The organism is Chitinophaga sp. 10T418 (genome assembly GCF_056394125.1).
In genome coordinates this window covers 23,609-39,169 of the sequence record NZ_JBFTHG010000017.1, presented here as the reverse complement: position 1 = coordinate 39,169, position 15,561 = coordinate 23,609, and the positions used below count along the sequence as shown (strand labels likewise).

Genomic DNA, 15,561 nt, shown 5'->3' with positions numbered 1-15,561 from the left:
GCAACAGGCAGCAATACGCTGCCAGCTTACATCAATATATAAAGAGTATGAGTAGAATTATTAAAACGGGCGTATGCTCGTACGGCATGTCCGGGCAAATCTTTCATGCCCCATTCCTGTACGTGAACCCGGGATTTGAATTTACAGCGGTAGTAGAAAGAAGCAAAAATCTGGCACAACAACGCTATCCTAACGTTAAAGTATATACGAGCGTTGAGGATATGCTGGCCGACAAAGACCTGGAACTGATTGTGGTAAACACTCCCAATTATACCCACTTCGACTACGTGAAAGCAGCCCTGGAAACAGGAAAGAATGTGATCGTGGAAAAACCTTTTACCGTACACGCAAAAGAAGGCGAAACCCTCGCAGCATTAGCGGCAGAGAAAGGATTGTTGCTGAGCGTATACCACAACCGCCGCTACGACAGCGACTACAAAGTAGTGAAACAGGTGCTTCAATCCGGCCAGCTCGGTGATGTACTAGAAGCAGAAATACATTACGACCGCTTCAAAGAAGAACTGAGCTATAAGAAACATAAAGAGTTAGGTGGGCCCGGTACCGGCGCCCTGTATGATCTCGGCTCTCACCTGATCGATCAGGCCATTACCCTTTTTGGTATGCCTAAGTCCGTATTCGCCGATATCCGCATCATCCGCAAAGACTCTGTAGTAGACGATTACTTTGAACTCGTACTCTACTATGATCATCTGCGCGCGCGTGTTAAATGCAACTACCTTGTACGCGAAGCCCTGCCTGCTTACCAGCTGCATGGTCGCATCGGTTCCTTTATCAAAACGAAATCAGATATCCAGGAAGCACAACTGCAAAGAGGCCTGTTCCCGAATAGCCCGGACTGGGGCGCAGAGGCGCCGCATGAGTGGGGACTGTTACATACTGAGATAGATGGCAAAGTAGTGAAGCAGTTTATTCCAGGTGGCAGTGGCAATTACATGGATTATTACCAGGGTATCTACGAAGCATTGGTGAATAAAGCAGCAAACCCGGTACCACCACAGGATGCTATTAAAGTAATCAGAGTGATTGAAGCTGCCTTTGAAAGCAGTAAAGAAGGGAAAGTTGTGGCTTTGTAATAAGGCCTTTTCATAAGCTGACAGCGCGTGTATCAACCATTGATACACGCGTTTTTTTTAACTGACGGTAGACAACCTGCCGGCGTCATCCCGTATAACGAGGCCTTCTTCATTGAGGAATTGCAATACTTCCATCAGGTCGCTGCGCTTCACTTCCGGCATTTTACTTTGCAGCAAGCTAAAAAGCAATGGTTGTTCCTGCAGGAAGGAAATAACGGTATCGGATATACGCTTAAAGGTGGCAGCATCCATGGGCTGGGCTTTCTTCTTTAAACAGATATCGCATACACCACAACTGGCAATTTCCTTCTCTCCGAAATAGGCTACTATTTGTTGTGTACGGCAGGTGCTACGGTTACGGGCATACGCAAACATTGCTTCCAGCCTGTCTGCGTATACTTTTTTCCTTACCTCTACCCTGGCCATATTAATACGTAGTTGTTGTGACGACACACGCTCCTGTAAAAAGCATAACTGTGGCTCATCCCGACGAGGTTGATATTTCAGAATTCCATACTGATGCAATTGTTGCAGCTGTGCCGCAATATCATCATCTTCCATCAGCATAATGCGGCCTATCTGTCTTTCATATATAGGTACGGCGTTATCAAAAATACCTTCATAGGTACGTAGCAGCGTTTTGATAATTTCTTCCAATGCAGGATATGCACTTTCAAATTCATACAGGGATTCCTTGTTGGTAACGAATTCCGCACGGGAAGGCAGGAATACGCTTTCGCTCAGTTGCAGCACGCCTTCCTGTTCCAGCAGTTTCACGGCGCTGTAGGTGATCGTAAGATTCAGCTGAAAAGTGCGGGCAAAATCATTGATATCAAAATCGAAATACATGCCTTCTGCGCTACCTACAGGTACCTGCAGGTAATTAACAATGCCCTGGTATACTTCGCGGATCTGCTCCAGTGTAGGGAATTGCAGTGCAATTCGTTCCTGCATATCCGTTAGTTCTTCTTCATTATACAGCAGCACGGCATATGCTTTCTGTTCATCACGACCGGCACGTCCTGCCTCCTGGTAGTAGGCTTCCAGGCTATCAGGCATATCATAATGCACCACTATGCGCACATCCGGTTTGTCGATACCCATGCCAAAGGCATTGGTACATACCATAATGCGCGTTTCGTTATTGATCCACGCTTCCTGCCTTGCTGCACGTTCTGCCTGTGGCAGTCCTGCATGGTAAAAGCTGGCCGGAATACCTTGCAATTCCAACAGGGAGGCTATTTCTTTGGTGCGTTTACGGTTACGGCAATACACGATGCCACAGCCAGGTACCCGATCCAGGATATGTTTTACTTTATCAATTTTAGTGGCTTCTTCCAGCACGCTGTAGGAGAGGTTCGCACGCGCAAAGCTTTTGGTAAACACTTTGGCATCCTTCATCAGCAGCTTATCGCAGATATCTGTCTGCACCTTAGGGGTAGCAGATGCAGTGAGCGCCAGCACGGCGGCTTCCGGGAAAAAACTGCGTATATCCGCAATCTGCAGGTAGGCCGGACGGAAGTCGTAGCCCCATTGAGAAATACAATGTGCTTCATCTACCGCTATCAGGCTTACCGGCAAACCATCACAATAGGTTTGAAAAAGTTTGCTCAGGAGTCTTTCGGGAGATACATACAAAAACTTGCATCCTCCACGGCGGGCCGCCTCCAGGACTCTTTCCACCTCTTTATACTGCATCCCTGAATAGACAGAATATGCCGTAATACCTCTCTTTTTGAGGTTGGCTACCTGGTCTTTCATGAGCGCAATGAGCGGTGTAATCACCAGACACAAGCCTGGTTTCATCATTGCCGGTACCTGGAAACAAATAGATTTCCCACCACCCGTAGGCAACAGTGCCAGTGTATCCTGTCCTGCCAGTATGGAGTTTACAATATCTTCCTGTAGTGGTCGGAACTGGTCGTATCCCCAGTATTGCTGTAATATGGCGACGGGCGTATTCAAATAAAAATTTAATGGTTATTGCGAAGATAGCTATTAGCCGTTAGCTTTTAGCTTTTAGCAAAATGCAGCGGAGATAAACATATTATGTTCTCCGCTGCATTTTGCTAAAAGCTAAAAGCTAACGGCTGATAGCTACTTTTTTATACCTCAGGCGAACAGAGTTCACTGCAAGTACTACATCTGATAGTCCCATAATACCAGCACCCACAATGGGGTTCAGGAATCCAAGGGCTGCTACCGGGATCGCTACTACGTTATAAATGAATGCCCAGAAAAGATTCTGTTTAATAGTCAGGTAAGTATGTTTTCCCAGGCCCAGCGCCAGCGGCAGGGTGCCCAGGTTATTATTCAACAGTACTACATTAGCGCTTTGCATGGCTACCTGGGTAGCATCGCTGAGCGAAATACCGATGGTGGCTTTAGCCAGTGCGGGAGCATCATTAATACCATCTCCCACCATTGCGGTGGGTGCGGTTTTCATGAGTGCATCAATTTTCTGCAGTTTCTGTTCCGGTGACTGCTCTGCATATACTTCTGTGATGCCCAGCTTTTCCGCCAGTTCCTGGCATTTGCGGGTGGTATCACCACTCAGCAGAATGGATTTGATGCCGGACTGCTGCAGCTGTGCCACTACCGTGGCAGCTTCGGGCCTTATTTCATCGGTAAAATTGATCCAGCCGGCCAGCTGACCATTTTTAATGAGATACAGGTTATGACTATCATCTGCTGTTAAACCAGCTGCCATGCGGAAGGAACCTAACTGCCATTCGTTACCGGCCTTATCACCGGCGCGCATTCCCAATCCTTTGTGTTCCCGCACCTGCTGCAAAGGCAGTTCCCCGGCCGATTTCCAGATAGCGGCAATAGAGCGGGCAATAGGGTGAGATGAATATTTTTCGAGGCTGTATACCACCTGTTTAAATGCTTCTTCCGGCATATCAAAATAGCGGTATTCGCCCAGCTGTAACTTTCCGGTGGTGAGGGTACCTGTTTTATCAAATACTACCTGCCGGATGTCTTTGAACATTTCCAGCGTATGACCACCTTTAATCAGGATGCCATTGCGGGCTGCGCGACCCAGGCCTACCATCACGGCAGCCGGTGTAGCCAGTCCCATGGCGCATGGACAGGCAATTACCAGCACGGCTACACTCCGCATCATAGCGGTAGCCAGGGTAGTATGTCCAATAAAATACCAGCCCAGGAAAGTGATCACAGCAATGCTCAGTACCAGCGGTACAAATATGGCGCTGATACGGTCTGCCAGTTTCTGCATCGGTGGCTTATCGGCCTGCGCCTGTTTCACCAGCTCTATGATATAGGAAAGTACCGTATCCTTGCCTGTGGCGGTGATAAATACCTTGATGCTGCCATCTTCCAACAATGTACCACCTATGACTTTATCTTTTTCTTTTTTGCTGACAGGGGTGCTTTCGCCCGTGATCATGGATTCGTTGGCATGACCGCTTCCCCAGTAGATGGTGCCATCCATAGGGATTTTATCGCCTGTATTTACCAGCACGCAGTCGCCGGTACGGAGGGTCCGGTTATCTACTTCATGAATATGTTCATGACCATGATCGGTATTGATAAGTCTCGCGGTAGTAATCTGCATACGGGCCAGGTTCGAAATGGCGCTGGTGGTTTGTTTTACGGATTTCTCCTCCAGCATATTTCCCAGGAATACCAGGGTAATGATCGCGGCGGTAGTTTCGTAAAACATATAATCCGGGTTGCCATATATCACGGTGCCTACAAAACTATAGGCAAAAGCCGCGGTAGCGCCCAGTGTTACCAACACGTCCATATTGGCCATGCGGTTTATCAGGGAGCGGACTGCACTGCGACCAAAGTGCCACATCCCCGTCAAATACACCGGCAATGTAAGCCAGAATTGCACCCATGGCTGATGTAGCCAGGACCAGCTTACCCACATATGCAACAGCAGGGGCAATGTAAATATGAGACAAAAAACAAATTTGAATGTAAGGGTGGTATATATCTTCCGCTCCGTGGGTTTATCTTCCGGCAGTATTACCCGATATCCCATCTGGGTAATACCATTGAGCACTTCCCTGGAATCCGCTCCGGCAGGCGCGGTAAAATGTACCTCCTCTGTGGCAAAGCTGACGCTTACGTCCTGCATACCTTTTTTTTCCAGGTATTTGGAAACGCCGAGTGCACAACTGGTGCAATGCATTCCTTCTACCTTGCAACTTACTGGTGTCATCTGACATCTTTCCTCCTGGTTACAAAGTTATCAGTTGATAAGATAGGCAGGGTAAATATTATTGCAACGGAGAGGCATTTGAAAGGGGGATATTTATGTAAATTCGCGGATGCAATGGACATTTACGCTGGATCAATTACCCGAAACAGCCCGGCAATTCTGGGAATATTTTGCTGACAAACAGGTATTTACGCTGGACGGCCCCATGGGAGCCGGAAAAACCACGCTGGTAAAGGCTTTATGTGCGGCTAAAGGAGTGGAAGATGCTACTGCCAGTCCCACTTTTTCCATCATTAACGAGTATGCTTACCATGATGCGCATGGGCAGGCCCGCCGCATTTTCCACCTGGACCTGTACCGGCTGAAAGATGAAGACGATGCCATTAGTGCCGGCGTAGAGGACACCCTCTATCAGGATGCCATCAGCTTTGTGGAATGGCCGCAAGTGGTGGCACATATGTTACCCCCGGATACCATACATCTGCAACTGGAAGTGCAACCGGATCAAAAAAGGGTACTGCGCGAAATCGCTTCCTCTCTCAAATGATGTATCTTTGAATACTTCGATTTAAAAAAACTGAACACGCATATGGAGCAAAGGCAAAAACCTGTAGTAAGTGCTGGCTTTACCTATTCACCACTGGAAGAAACGTTGGATATTCCCCAGAAAAATTCCCGTTTGTTTATAGGTATTCCTAAGGAAACATCTTTCCAGGAAAACCGGATAGCCCTTACGCCCGATGCAGTCAGCATTTTAGCGGCACACGGACATCACATAGTAGTAGAACATAAGGCTGGTGACGGATCTCACTATTACGATACCGACTATTCTGAAGCCGGGGCAGAAATAGTGTATGATAAAAAGGAAGTCTTCAAAGCGGAGATCATCGTAAAATCCGCTCCCCTGAATGATGAAGAAATAGAATTACTGCATCCTCACCAGATCGTCATCTCTCCCATTCACCTCGCCGCGCTGAAAGCACCACAGGTAGAGAAAATGATGGAAAAGCGCATTACGCTGTTATCTTTTGAAAACCTGAAAGATGATGCCGGCACTTATCCGATTGTAAGGGCGATGAGTGAAATTGCCGGAGGCGCTTCCATGCTTATTGCAGGACAATATCTCAGCAACGACAACAAAGGAAAAGGTATCCTGCTCGGAGGTATTACCGGCATCCCGCCTACCAAAGTGGTGATCATAGGCGCTGGTATTGTGGGCGAATTTGCTGCGCGCACCGCGCTGGCACTGGGATCTTCCGTAAAAGTATTCGATAATAATATCTACAAACTGAAAAGGCTGCAGAACAATATCGGGGTACGTGTATTCACTTCCGTTATCCAGCCAAAAGTACTGGCAGAGCAGCTGCGTAATGCAGATGTGGCCGTAGGTGCTTTATCTTCACAGAGCGGACGTACGCCCATCGTAGTAAGCGAATCCATGGTCAGCAATATGAAGGCCGGCTCCGTGATTGTAGATGTAAGCATTGATCGTGGCGGTTGTTTTGAAACCTCTGAAATCACTACTCACGAAAACCCGGTCTTTAAAAAGTACGATGTAGTACATTACTGCGTACCCAATATTCCTTCCGGATTTGCCCGTACTGCCTCCGAAGCTATCAGCAATGTGCTGATGCCTTTACTCGTGGAAGCTGCTGACGATGGTGGATTTGAGAACCTGGTATGGATTAAGCGGGGCGTACGTAATGGCATTTACCTGTATAAAGGCGCACTGACCAACTACCACCTGAGCGAGAAATTTAAATTGAAATATACCGACCTGGAACTGCTGCTGGCAGTGAAAGGATAACAATATCACTATACATAAAAATGCCGTGGGGATAAATTCTCCACGGCATTTTTATGTATAACCCAACACCTATACTTCCAGGGTATACCCCATCAGGATAGCTGCGATAATAATAATACCTACTACAATTCTATAGTAACCCCACATTTTAAATCCATACTTTTTCACCGCACCGATAAAGAATTTAATGGCGCCCAGGGCAACCACAAAAGCCACGATATTACCAATCACCAGGAGTTTCAGGTTATCAGGATGAGCCATCAGCAGCTCCTTTCCTTTCAGCAGTTTATAGCCGGTAGCAGCTGCCATGGTAGGCACTGCCAGGAAAAAGGAAAACTCTGCTGCCACGCTGCGGGAAAGCTTTTGCTGCATCCCCCCAATAATAGAGGCCGCACTGCGGCTGGTACCAGGAATCAGGGCCAGACACTGGTAGAAGCCTATACGCAAAGCGGTAAAGATGTCTATTTTTTCCTCTGTCAGAATAGTAGGCTCTTTAAACCAGTTATCTACAAACAGCAGCACAATACCACCTAACAGCAGCATTACACCTACTGTAAGCGGGCTTTCCAGCAGGGCATCTATCTTTTTGCTGAACAGGAAACCCAGGATCAGCGCGGGGATAACGGCCACCACCAGCTTGAAGTAAAAGCTTAAACGGTTTTTATCGAATATCAGGAATTTTTTCCAATAGAATACCACCACTGCCAGGATAGCGCCCAGCTGAATCACCACTTCAAATAGCTTGGTAAATTCATCCTTACCAATGCCCAGCAGTGCGCTTACAATAATCATATGACCGGTGGAAGAAATAGGCAAAAATTCTGTTAGCCCCTCCACAATGGCAATGATAATAGCTTGAAAAACGTTCATCGAATTTAATATGGTTAAAAGTGAAAAAAAAAGCGATGATTGCTCATCGCTGTAAGAATACTTTTATAGGAACAAATTATGCATTCGTTTTTGGACGGCGCATAATAGCATATACTTCCACCAGCAGACCCAGCACAATTACGATTGGGGCCAGGGTAATTCTGCGGAAACTATATACCTGCTCTGGTTTAAAGCTGTTGGGATCATTAGAGTCGCCTCCCATCATCAGGAAAAAACCCAGTATAATCACCACAATACCGGCCAGCATAAATTTGTAATTCTCTTTTGGGAAAATAGGGCGGCTGTTGGCCAGTGCTTCTTCTGTAACAGGTGCGTGTTTCGAAGCCGGGTTTGCGCTTGTTTTAGCCATAGTGTTTGGTATTATATATCTTCAGTTAAAGATGTTAAATTAATAAAGATCGTCCAGTTTCAGGCGCAGGTACTTCATCACGGAGCGGTGTGTGCTCACCAGGGAAATACAGATCCCGATCAGGATCATACCTATAAACATGAATGCAATCATCAGATTATCACGTAAACCGGCCAGTTCAGGCAGCAACTTATCTGCCAGCGACATAATACCGATCAGTCCTGCTATGGCAATCAGGGCTGCAATAGCCCCGTTGGCAATGCTGCGCAGATCGAATGGCTTGGCAATAAACCAGCGGGTAGCTCCCACCATTTGCATGGTTTTAATAAGGAACCGGTTACTGAACATAGCCAAACGGATGGTATTATCTATCAGGAAAATTACCACCAGGCATAACAGGCCGCTTATGATCAATATGATCAGGCCTATCCTGTTAACGTTTTCATTCAGTTTGCTCACCAGCATACGCTGATAGGAAATTTCCCTTACAATGCTTTGCTGCGACAGGTTATTTTCAATAATCTTCAAACTGTCGTTGTTAACATAATTGGCGTTGGCCTTTATGTTAATGCTGCTGTAGAGCGGATTGTATTGCAAAAGGGTGATAAAATCCTCCCCGAAATCCTTTTTAAAACGTTGGGCGGCCATGTCCTTGGACACATACTCAATAGACTTGATGTACGGTTTGTGGGCCATGGAATCGCGTAGTGCCAGTGCCTGGCTTTCTTTAACATTATCTCTCAGAATGACCTGTACCTCAATGCTTTCCTTAAAATACACGCTTAACTTATTTGCATGTATTACCACCAGACCCAGTGTGCCCAGTAAAAACAATACCAGTGCTACACCAATGATGGAGTACAGGTAGGATGGTTTCGACTTCTTTGCTGATGATTTCCCGGATTGCGCCATTAATCTGCAGTTTATCGGCGAAAATAATAAAAATTAGTAGTTATGTGTTTAATTTTGCCAACCCGATCAGGTAATACCCCCAATCCGGGCAATAGAATGGCAATATATAGAGATGTTGGGGAATGACATTGGTGTATTAATGAATTTAACATTATTTTGCTGAACAGGCATTATTACAATTTTATAAATTATAACTGATAACGCCTTAATGACCGGATGTATTGTTATATCCGGCCTAATTAAGGTCCATCTACAACCGATATGGAATACAATTTCAGGGCAATCGAAAAAAAATGGCAGGAACAGTGGCAGCAATCGCATGCTTACCGCGTTAGCAATGACAGTCCAAAGCCCAAATGTTACGTACTGGACATGTTCCCCTACCCTTCCGGGGCGGGTCTTCACGTAGGACACCCCCTGGGATACATTGCAACGGACATTTATGCACGCTATAAAAGGCTAAAAGGCTTTAATGTACTACATACCATGGGGTATGATGCCTTTGGCTTACCTACGGAACAATATGCCCTCGAAACAGGTCAACACCCTGCGGTAACTACCGAACAAAATATCAAAGCTTTCCGGGAACAACTGGATAATATCGGCTTTTGCTACGATTGGGACCGGCAGGTAACTACCAGCGACCCTTCTTATTATAAATGGACACAGTGGATATTCCTGCAGATCTTCGAAAGCTGGTACAACCGTACCAGCCAGAAAGCAGAGCCAATCAGCACCCTGGTGAATATTTTTGAACAAGATGGCAACGCCGGCCATAGCTGCCCCGGTGACCGGACCATACAGTTCACAGCTGCCCAATGGAAAAGCTATGCTGAAAAAGAACAGCGGGACATCTTAATGCAGTATCGCCTGGCTTACCTGGCGCATGCCGAAGTAAACTGGTGCGCTGCACTGGGTACCGTACTCGCCAATGACGAAGTAGTAAACGGCGTGAGTGAACGTGGTGGCTTCCCGGTAGTGAAAAAGAAAATGAGCCAATGGTTCCTCCGTATCACCGATTACGCCAACCGCCTGCTGGAAGGACTGGAAACAGTATCCTTCAGCGACGCCATGAAAGAAATGCAGCGTAACTGGATCGGTAAAAGCCAGGGAGCAGAAATAAAATTTGCCGTAAAAAACTCCACCGAACACGTGGAAGTATATACCACCCGCCCCGATACCATTTTTGGTGTGGACTTCATGGTAGTGGCACCAGAGCATGATCTTGTAAAATTAATTACCACCCCGGAACAACAGGGCGAAATAGATAAATACCTCGACTATGTTCAAAGCCGCTCTGAGCGCGAACGTATGGCCGATGTAAAACAAATCACCGGTTGCTTTACCGGCGCCTATGCCATCAATCCATTTGATGGCCGCGAAATCCCGGTATGGATTGCGGAATACGTGCTGGCCGGTTACGGTACCGGCGCTATCATGGCAGTGCCATGTGGCGACCAGCGCGACTTTGGATTTGCCAAACATTTCAATATCCCCATCACCAACATCATCGGCGATGCATTTAACGGACAGGAAGCCAATCCCACCAAAGACGCCAAACTGCAAAACAGCGGTTTCCTCGATGGTATGGACATGAAACCAGCCACCGACATAGTGATCAACAAGCTGGAAGAAATGGGTATCGGCAAACGCAAGATCAACTATAAAATGCGCGATGCCGGCTTTAGCCGTCAACGATACTGGGGCGAGCCTTTCCCTATCCTGTACAAGGATGGTATTCCTTACGCCATGGACGAAAAAGACCTGCCGCTGGAATTGCCACATGTGGAAAACTATAAACCAGGTGCTGAAGGAGAAGGCCCGCTGGCCAACATCACCGACTGGGTGAATGTAGCCCCCGGCGTAAAACGCGAAACCAACACTATGCCGGGATATGCAGGTAGCAGCTGGTATTTCCTCCGCTACATGGATCCGCATAATACACACACATTTGCAGACCGTAAAGCCACTGACTACTGGAACCAGGTAGATGTATACGTTGGCGGTACCGAACACGCCGTAGGTCACCTGTTGTACTCCCGCATGTGGACCAAAGTGCTGTACGACCTGGGACATATTGGTTTCCAGGAGCCGTTTAAATCGCTGATCAACCAGGGTATGATTGGTGGTAGCTCCAGATTAGTGTACCGCGTTCGTGGTACCCACCAGTACGTTTCCGTTGGATTAAAAGATCAGTACGAAACAGATGAGCTGCATGTGGATGTGAATATTGTAGATGGTGTGGAACTGGATACTGACGCATTTAAGAAGTGGAAACCCGACTTCGCAGATGCTACCTTCATTCTCGAAGACGGCAAATACTTCTGTGGCGTACAGCTGGAAAAAATGAGTAAACGTTTATTCAATACCGTTAATCCAAACGACCTGGTAGAGAAATACGGTGCTGATACTTTCCGCATGTACGAAATGTTCCTTGGCCCGGTAGAGCAGTCCAAACCATGGGATACCAAAGGTATTGAAGGTGTACACCGCTTCCTCAAAAAACTGTGGCGCCTGTTTGCAGACGAGCAAAAAGGTATCCTGGTAAATGAGCAGGCTCCTACACCGGAAGAACTGAAAATATTGCATAAATCTATCCAGAAAATAGATCATGATACTTCCAGCTTTTCCTATAACACCGCTGTAAGCCAGTTTATGATCTGTGTAAATGAACTCGCTACCATGCGCTGTCATAAACGCAGTATACTGGAACCATTGCTGATATTACTGACACCATATGCACCACACTTGTGCGAAGAACTGTGGCAATATGTAGGCAACAATGAAAGCATCCTGAATGCGCCTTACCCGGTATTTGATGAGCAATACACCAAAGAAAGTGCTTTCAATTATCCGATCGCTATCAACGGTAAAACCCGCTCTGAAATAGGCTTTTCACTGGACGCTGCTATTCCTGATATGGAGAAAGAAGTACTGGCCAACGAAGTAGTACAGAAATGGCTGGAAGGAAAAGCACCAAAGAAAGTAATTATTGTAAAAGGTAAAATGATTAACGTAGTAATTTAATCGCTGCGCGAATCTTTAAAATATAAAGGCTGTCCCGTGGGACAGCCTTTATATTTTAAAGAAGAACACGTAAAACGTTTTCACAGTTTGTAAATGAAGTCTGGGTTACGCATGCTACCAAGCTTTTGCCGGACACGGATAACAGTGTAGCAGAAATTTGCTATTATAATGACGTTTCTTATTTTAACCGGCAGTTTAAGATTCATCAGGGTAAAACACCCAAAGAGTTCAGGGGATACTTATAACTAGCCCTTATAAGTGGTCATGATCACAATAAAAAAAGTGATTGCCACACAGATAAAAACTCCTCCGGAAATAAGCAATGCTTTACCCGTTTGCCGGTACTCCGTGAACAACAACGCCAAACCACCAATGAAGTAGCCGGCAAGTATAAGTTTAAGCAATCCAGGCAGTACATCCGTCGCCAAAAAATCGCCGAAGATTAATATACCCAGGCTAACTACGGGTATCAATGTAAACAGCAACACCTGCTTTAAATACTTATTCATAGATTGTAGCTTATATATAAAATCAGCCCCCATAGGGAATCCGGGCAATTTTCAGGAAAAGATAAATACATACTACTATTCCCAAAATAACACCGGCAGCTATAAAGAAAATATTACTCCATAACGCATATTTAAAATGGGACAGCCCCATACCGGCTATTGCGTAAGCAGCTACCAGTATCATTGCGCAAACACCGGCAGCTTTCATGCCAGCCCCATCCAGCATACATAAAAACAGCAGGAAGATCAGGGGTATTAATGTAATCACCAATACCCAAATAACAATTTTACTCATCACTATTTTTAATGAAAATTCATTCCACTCAGTATCAGCCCACAGGTAGAAAACCCTACCAGTAAAATGATACCAGCCGACAATAACATCACTTTCCCGATATGTTTACTCTCTGTTAACAACAGTATCAGGCCAATAAGAACATAGGCTCCCGATACTATCAGCATCAGCACCCCTGCGCCAAGTATACCATCCTCACCATTAAAGCACAAAATTAAAAACAGCAATAGTGGTATGCCGGTAAATAGCAATACTTCTTTGAAAGTTTTAGTCATATTTATACAATTGGAGTGAATTCACGTTCCTTCTGTAATTCCTTTAAATATGCTTCTTTATCATCTCTGTAAAACAGGTTCATGGTTTCAAAAGGAATGATGCGTCCATCTTTATGTACAATATGTACACATGATTTTTTGATGGCGCGTACATCAAAATCATAGGCATCTAAAAAGCGCATGATAACGATACGGAACAAATTCGTATAGTCGAGACCGGGAGCCTGCACCTGTGGCAGGCAACAAAGCAGTGACTGCATATCATTCACAGCGGCATCAGTGGAGATGCCGGTACTGAATATCTTCAGCACGTGTTGGTGCAGTCTTTCATCCTGTTCGTATACGATGGTATTTTTGGAGTTATTCAGTAATACGGTAGGATCTACGTAGCGTGTCAACGGAAATACTTCGCCGTCAATTTTTAATGCGTAGGCCATGGCCAATGCATCAGGATTACAAGGCACCGGGATGATGTCGTTAGCTTTCCAGATAGGCGATTGTTCCAGGATACGTTGCCGTACTTCTGTTAGCGTAATACGATCGGTGGCCGGATCAAAATCATCGGTGCGTCCTGCCACCTGTACCGGTTGAAAGGTTACACCGCGTACGCAGGGTTGTTTGATAGCGTAGTCGATGATAGCGCCCATTTCATCATCATTCTGACCTTTCTGCAGGGTAACTACCAGGGTAGTACTAAGGCCGGCTTCATTCAGATTTTCGATTGCCTGTTTCCGTACGTCCGTCAAATCCTTTCCGCGCATACGTTCCAGCACCTCTGGTTTAAAAGAGTCGAACTGGAGATATACTTCAAAGTCGGGCTGATAGGTAGCCAGTCTGGCGGTAAATTCTTTATCCTTTGCAATGCGCACCCCGTTGGTGTTAATCATCAGGTGGCGGATAGGCTTACGTTTGGCAATATCCAGTATTTCAAAAAACTGCGGATGAATTGTTGGTTCACCGCCGCTGAGTTGAATCACATCGGGTTGTCCTTCGTTCGCCACAATGATGTCCAGCATCTGTTCAATTTCTTCCAGGGTGCGATGTCGCCCGTAATGCGGAGATGACATAGCATAACAGGTAGGACAGGTCAGGTTGCAACGGTCTGTTACTTCAATCACCGTTAAGCAGGAATGTTGTTCATGATCCGCGCACAAACCGCAATCATAAGGGCAGCCATAATGTGTGCTGGTATTGGTTTTAAGCGGAGCTTCCGATGGCTTGTTATAGTTACGTGTATTTTTATAATAGTCGATATCTGTTGCGATCAGTACTTTCTCTTTTCCATGATGCGAACAATGCTTGACCATGAAAACTTTTCCGTCTTCAAATATCACCTTGGCATCTACACGGCGTAAACAGGTGCTGCAGATACTCAGTGTAAAATCATAGTAGGTGTAATTTTTTTCAGGCATACTGCTTTTGAATTAGTCGTGATGGGAAAAGGATGGTTGGTAAATAATAACATAATCCGGCCAAACAGGCCAGTTGTATAGACCCGAGGCCAAACGCAAAACGGTAGCCAGGTTTAATAAAGTCCAGCAGGAAGCGAAACAAAAGATAAGCGATCATGAAAAGTTTGAACCGACCGCCATTTACCAGTGGCCAGCGCCGGCTGATAAAGGCCAGTACCTGCCATAATGCTATCAGGAAAATAATTTCATAGAGAGATACCGGATGCCGGAGTAAGTCATCGCCCAGGTTCATGCCCCAGGGCAATGAAGTGGGTAGACCGTAGGTTTCTTCATAAACACCCATGGAAAAACAGCCTATCCTGCCAATGATCATGGCCAGTATCAGCGGATAAACGAACAGGTCACCGGTAGAGTGTCGTTCACCTATAGCTTTCTTGATGAGCTCTACCCCTGCCAGTCCGCCGAGTAGTCCACCTACGATGGTTTTATTCTGGTAGATGTATAACAACACATTATTAGCCTCCAGCAAGCCGGACGGATTCTCCAGAGACCCTAACAGGCGGCTGCCGAACAAGGCACCAAAAATAGCCCCTATAATAGCCCATACGCGGTTGTTATTGTCTATCCGGTCACCTTGTTTCTTCCGCAGGTACACAAAATAGCGGAAGCCAATAAACATGCCCAGCGTTTCCGTAACCGCGTGCAGCGGCAGGTGTAAGGAAAAAAAATTGATATATACGGGGAACTGCAAGGGACGATCATTATTTAATCCACAAATTAATATTTATATTTAGA

General features: G+C 46.0%; 14 protein-coding genes and 1 pseudogene. 5 read left to right on the top strand and 10 right to left on the bottom strand.

What is annotated here, in order from left to right; all coding sequences use genetic code 11:
* Positions 1–47 precede the first annotated feature (47 nt).
* Positions 48–1,094 carry a Gfo/Idh/MocA family oxidoreductase gene (locus AC1DCV_RS32420; protein ID WP_477027066.1) on the top strand — a complete coding sequence of 349 codons (1,047 nt, stop codon included), beginning with the start codon at positions 48–50 and terminating at the stop codon, positions 1,092–1,094.
* A gap of 57 nt (positions 1,095–1,151) precedes the next feature.
* Here AC1DCV_RS32420 and AC1DCV_RS32415 read toward each other — a convergent pair whose 3' ends face one another.
* A complete protein-coding gene (locus AC1DCV_RS32415; RefSeq protein WP_477027065.1) occupies positions 1,152–3,059 on the bottom strand; it encodes a RecQ family ATP-dependent DNA helicase in 1,908 nt (635 codons plus the stop codon).
* Positions 3,060–3,177: 118 nt separating this feature from the next.
* Positions 3,178–5,289 (bottom strand): heavy metal translocating P-type ATPase, encoded by a 2,112-nt coding sequence (locus tag AC1DCV_RS32410; protein WP_477027064.1) that lies wholly within the window; start codon positions 5,287–5,289, stop codon positions 3,178–3,180.
* A 109-nt stretch (positions 5,290–5,398) separates the two neighbouring features.
* Between AC1DCV_RS32410 and tsaE the strand changes: the two genes are divergently transcribed.
* Together tsaE and AC1DCV_RS32400 are read left to right on the top strand one after the other, a co-directional pair.
* On the top strand, positions 5,399–5,836 hold the full coding sequence (tsaE, locus tag AC1DCV_RS32405; RefSeq protein ID WP_477027063.1) for a tRNA (adenosine(37)-N6)-threonylcarbamoyltransferase complex ATPase subunit type 1 TsaE: 438 nt from the start codon (positions 5,399–5,401) through the stop codon (positions 5,834–5,836).
* Positions 5,837–5,878: 42 nt separating this feature from the next.
* Positions 5,879–7,096 (top strand): alanine dehydrogenase, encoded by a 1,218-nt coding sequence (locus tag AC1DCV_RS32400; RefSeq protein WP_331960054.1) that lies wholly within the window; start codon positions 5,879–5,881, stop codon positions 7,094–7,096.
* Between the two features lie 69 nt (positions 7,097–7,165).
* Here the strand turns inward: AC1DCV_RS32400 and AC1DCV_RS32395 are convergent, their stop codons facing one another.
* The 3 genes from AC1DCV_RS32395 to AC1DCV_RS32385 form a co-directional block, all read right to left on the bottom strand.
* The gene (locus AC1DCV_RS32395) at positions 7,166–7,966 is read right to left on the bottom strand and encodes an undecaprenyl-diphosphate phosphatase (RefSeq protein ID WP_477027062.1); all 801 of its coding nucleotides are present in this window, start codon (positions 7,964–7,966) and stop codon (positions 7,166–7,168) included.
* Between the two features lie 76 nt (positions 7,967–8,042).
* Complete coding sequence (locus AC1DCV_RS32390) at positions 8,043–8,336, bottom strand: DUF3098 domain-containing protein (RefSeq protein ID WP_477027061.1); 294 nt, start codon at positions 8,334–8,336, stop codon at positions 8,043–8,045.
* A 39-nt stretch (positions 8,337–8,375) separates the two neighbouring features.
* Positions 8,376–9,248 (bottom strand): cell division protein FtsX, encoded by an 873-nt coding sequence (locus tag AC1DCV_RS32385; RefSeq protein WP_441576502.1) that lies wholly within the window; start codon positions 9,246–9,248, stop codon positions 8,376–8,378.
* A 261-nt stretch (positions 9,249–9,509) separates the two neighbouring features.
* Between AC1DCV_RS32385 and leuS the strand changes: the two genes are divergently transcribed.
* Together leuS and AC1DCV_RS32375 are read left to right on the top strand one after the other, a co-directional pair.
* On the top strand, positions 9,510–12,275 hold the full coding sequence (gene leuS, locus AC1DCV_RS32380; RefSeq protein WP_477027060.1) for a leucine--tRNA ligase: 2,766 nt from the start codon (positions 9,510–9,512) through the stop codon (positions 12,273–12,275).
* A 74-nt stretch (positions 12,276–12,349) separates the two neighbouring features.
* Positions 12,350–12,520, top strand: a pseudogene (locus AC1DCV_RS32375) (helix-turn-helix domain-containing protein); the annotation flags it as partial.
* On the opposite strand, the gene AC1DCV_RS32370 reads toward AC1DCV_RS32375, so the two are convergent.
* From AC1DCV_RS32370 to AC1DCV_RS32350, 5 genes are read right to left on the bottom strand one after another with little or no spacing between them, the layout of a single operon-like run.
* A complete protein-coding gene (locus tag AC1DCV_RS32370) occupies positions 12,521–12,784 on the bottom strand; it encodes a hypothetical protein (RefSeq protein WP_477027059.1) in 264 nt (87 codons plus the stop codon).
* 22 nt (positions 12,785–12,806) lie between these two features.
* Positions 12,807–13,079: a hypothetical protein gene (locus tag AC1DCV_RS32365; RefSeq protein ID WP_477027058.1), complete on the bottom strand. Its 273-nt coding sequence runs from the start codon at positions 13,077–13,079 to the stop codon at positions 12,807–12,809.
* An 8-nt stretch (positions 13,080–13,087) separates the two neighbouring features.
* On the bottom strand, positions 13,088–13,354 hold the full coding sequence (locus AC1DCV_RS32360; protein WP_477027057.1) for a hypothetical protein: 267 nt from the start codon (positions 13,352–13,354) through the stop codon (positions 13,088–13,090).
* Positions 13,355–13,356: 2 nt separating this feature from the next.
* Complete coding sequence (locus tag AC1DCV_RS32355) at positions 13,357–14,766, bottom strand: radical SAM protein (protein WP_477027056.1); 1,410 nt, start codon at positions 14,764–14,766, stop codon at positions 13,357–13,359.
* Entirely contained in the window at positions 14,759–15,517 is a 759-nt protein-coding gene (locus AC1DCV_RS32350; protein WP_477027055.1) for a prolipoprotein diacylglyceryl transferase, read from the bottom strand. Before AC1DCV_RS32350 ends, AC1DCV_RS32355 begins: the two co-directional genes overlap by 8 nt.
* Positions 15,518–15,561 lie beyond the last annotated feature (44 nt).

Bases quoted from the DNA above. Each gene is read 5' to 3' on its own strand.
- AC1DCV_RS32355 (WP_477027056.1), bottom strand. From the start codon at position 14,766: ATGCCTGAAAAAAATTACACCTACTATGATTTTACACTGAGTATCTGC.
- AC1DCV_RS32360 (WP_477027057.1), bottom strand. From the start codon at position 13,354: ATGACTAAAACTTTCAAAGAAGTATTGCTATTTACCGGCATACCACTA.
- AC1DCV_RS32400 (WP_331960054.1), top strand. From the start codon at position 5,879: ATGGAGCAAAGGCAAAAACCTGTAGTAAGTGCTGGCTTTACCTATTCA.
- AC1DCV_RS32410 (WP_477027064.1), bottom strand. From the start codon at position 5,289: ATGACACCAGTAAGTTGCAAGGTAGAAGGAATGCATTGCACCAGTTGT.
- AC1DCV_RS32365 (WP_477027058.1), bottom strand. From the start codon at position 13,079: ATGAGTAAAATTGTTATTTGGGTATTGGTGATTACATTAATACCCCTG.
- AC1DCV_RS32395 (WP_477027062.1), bottom strand. From the start codon at position 7,966: ATGAACGTTTTTCAAGCTATTATCATTGCCATTGTGGAGGGGCTAACA.
- leuS (WP_477027060.1), top strand. From the start codon at position 9,510: ATGGAATACAATTTCAGGGCAATCGAAAAAAAATGGCAGGAACAGTGG.
- tsaE (WP_477027063.1), top strand. From the start codon at position 5,399: ATGCAATGGACATTTACGCTGGATCAATTACCCGAAACAGCCCGGCAA.
- AC1DCV_RS32390 (WP_477027061.1), bottom strand. From the start codon at position 8,336: ATGGCTAAAACAAGCGCAAACCCGGCTTCGAAACACGCACCTGTTACA.
- AC1DCV_RS32385 (WP_441576502.1), bottom strand. From the start codon at position 9,248: ATGGCGCAATCCGGGAAATCATCAGCAAAGAAGTCGAAACCATCCTAC.
- AC1DCV_RS32420 (WP_477027066.1), top strand. From the start codon at position 48: ATGAGTAGAATTATTAAAACGGGCGTATGCTCGTACGGCATGTCCGGG.
- AC1DCV_RS32370 (WP_477027059.1), bottom strand. From the start codon at position 12,784: ATGAATAAGTATTTAAAGCAGGTGTTGCTGTTTACATTGATACCCGTA.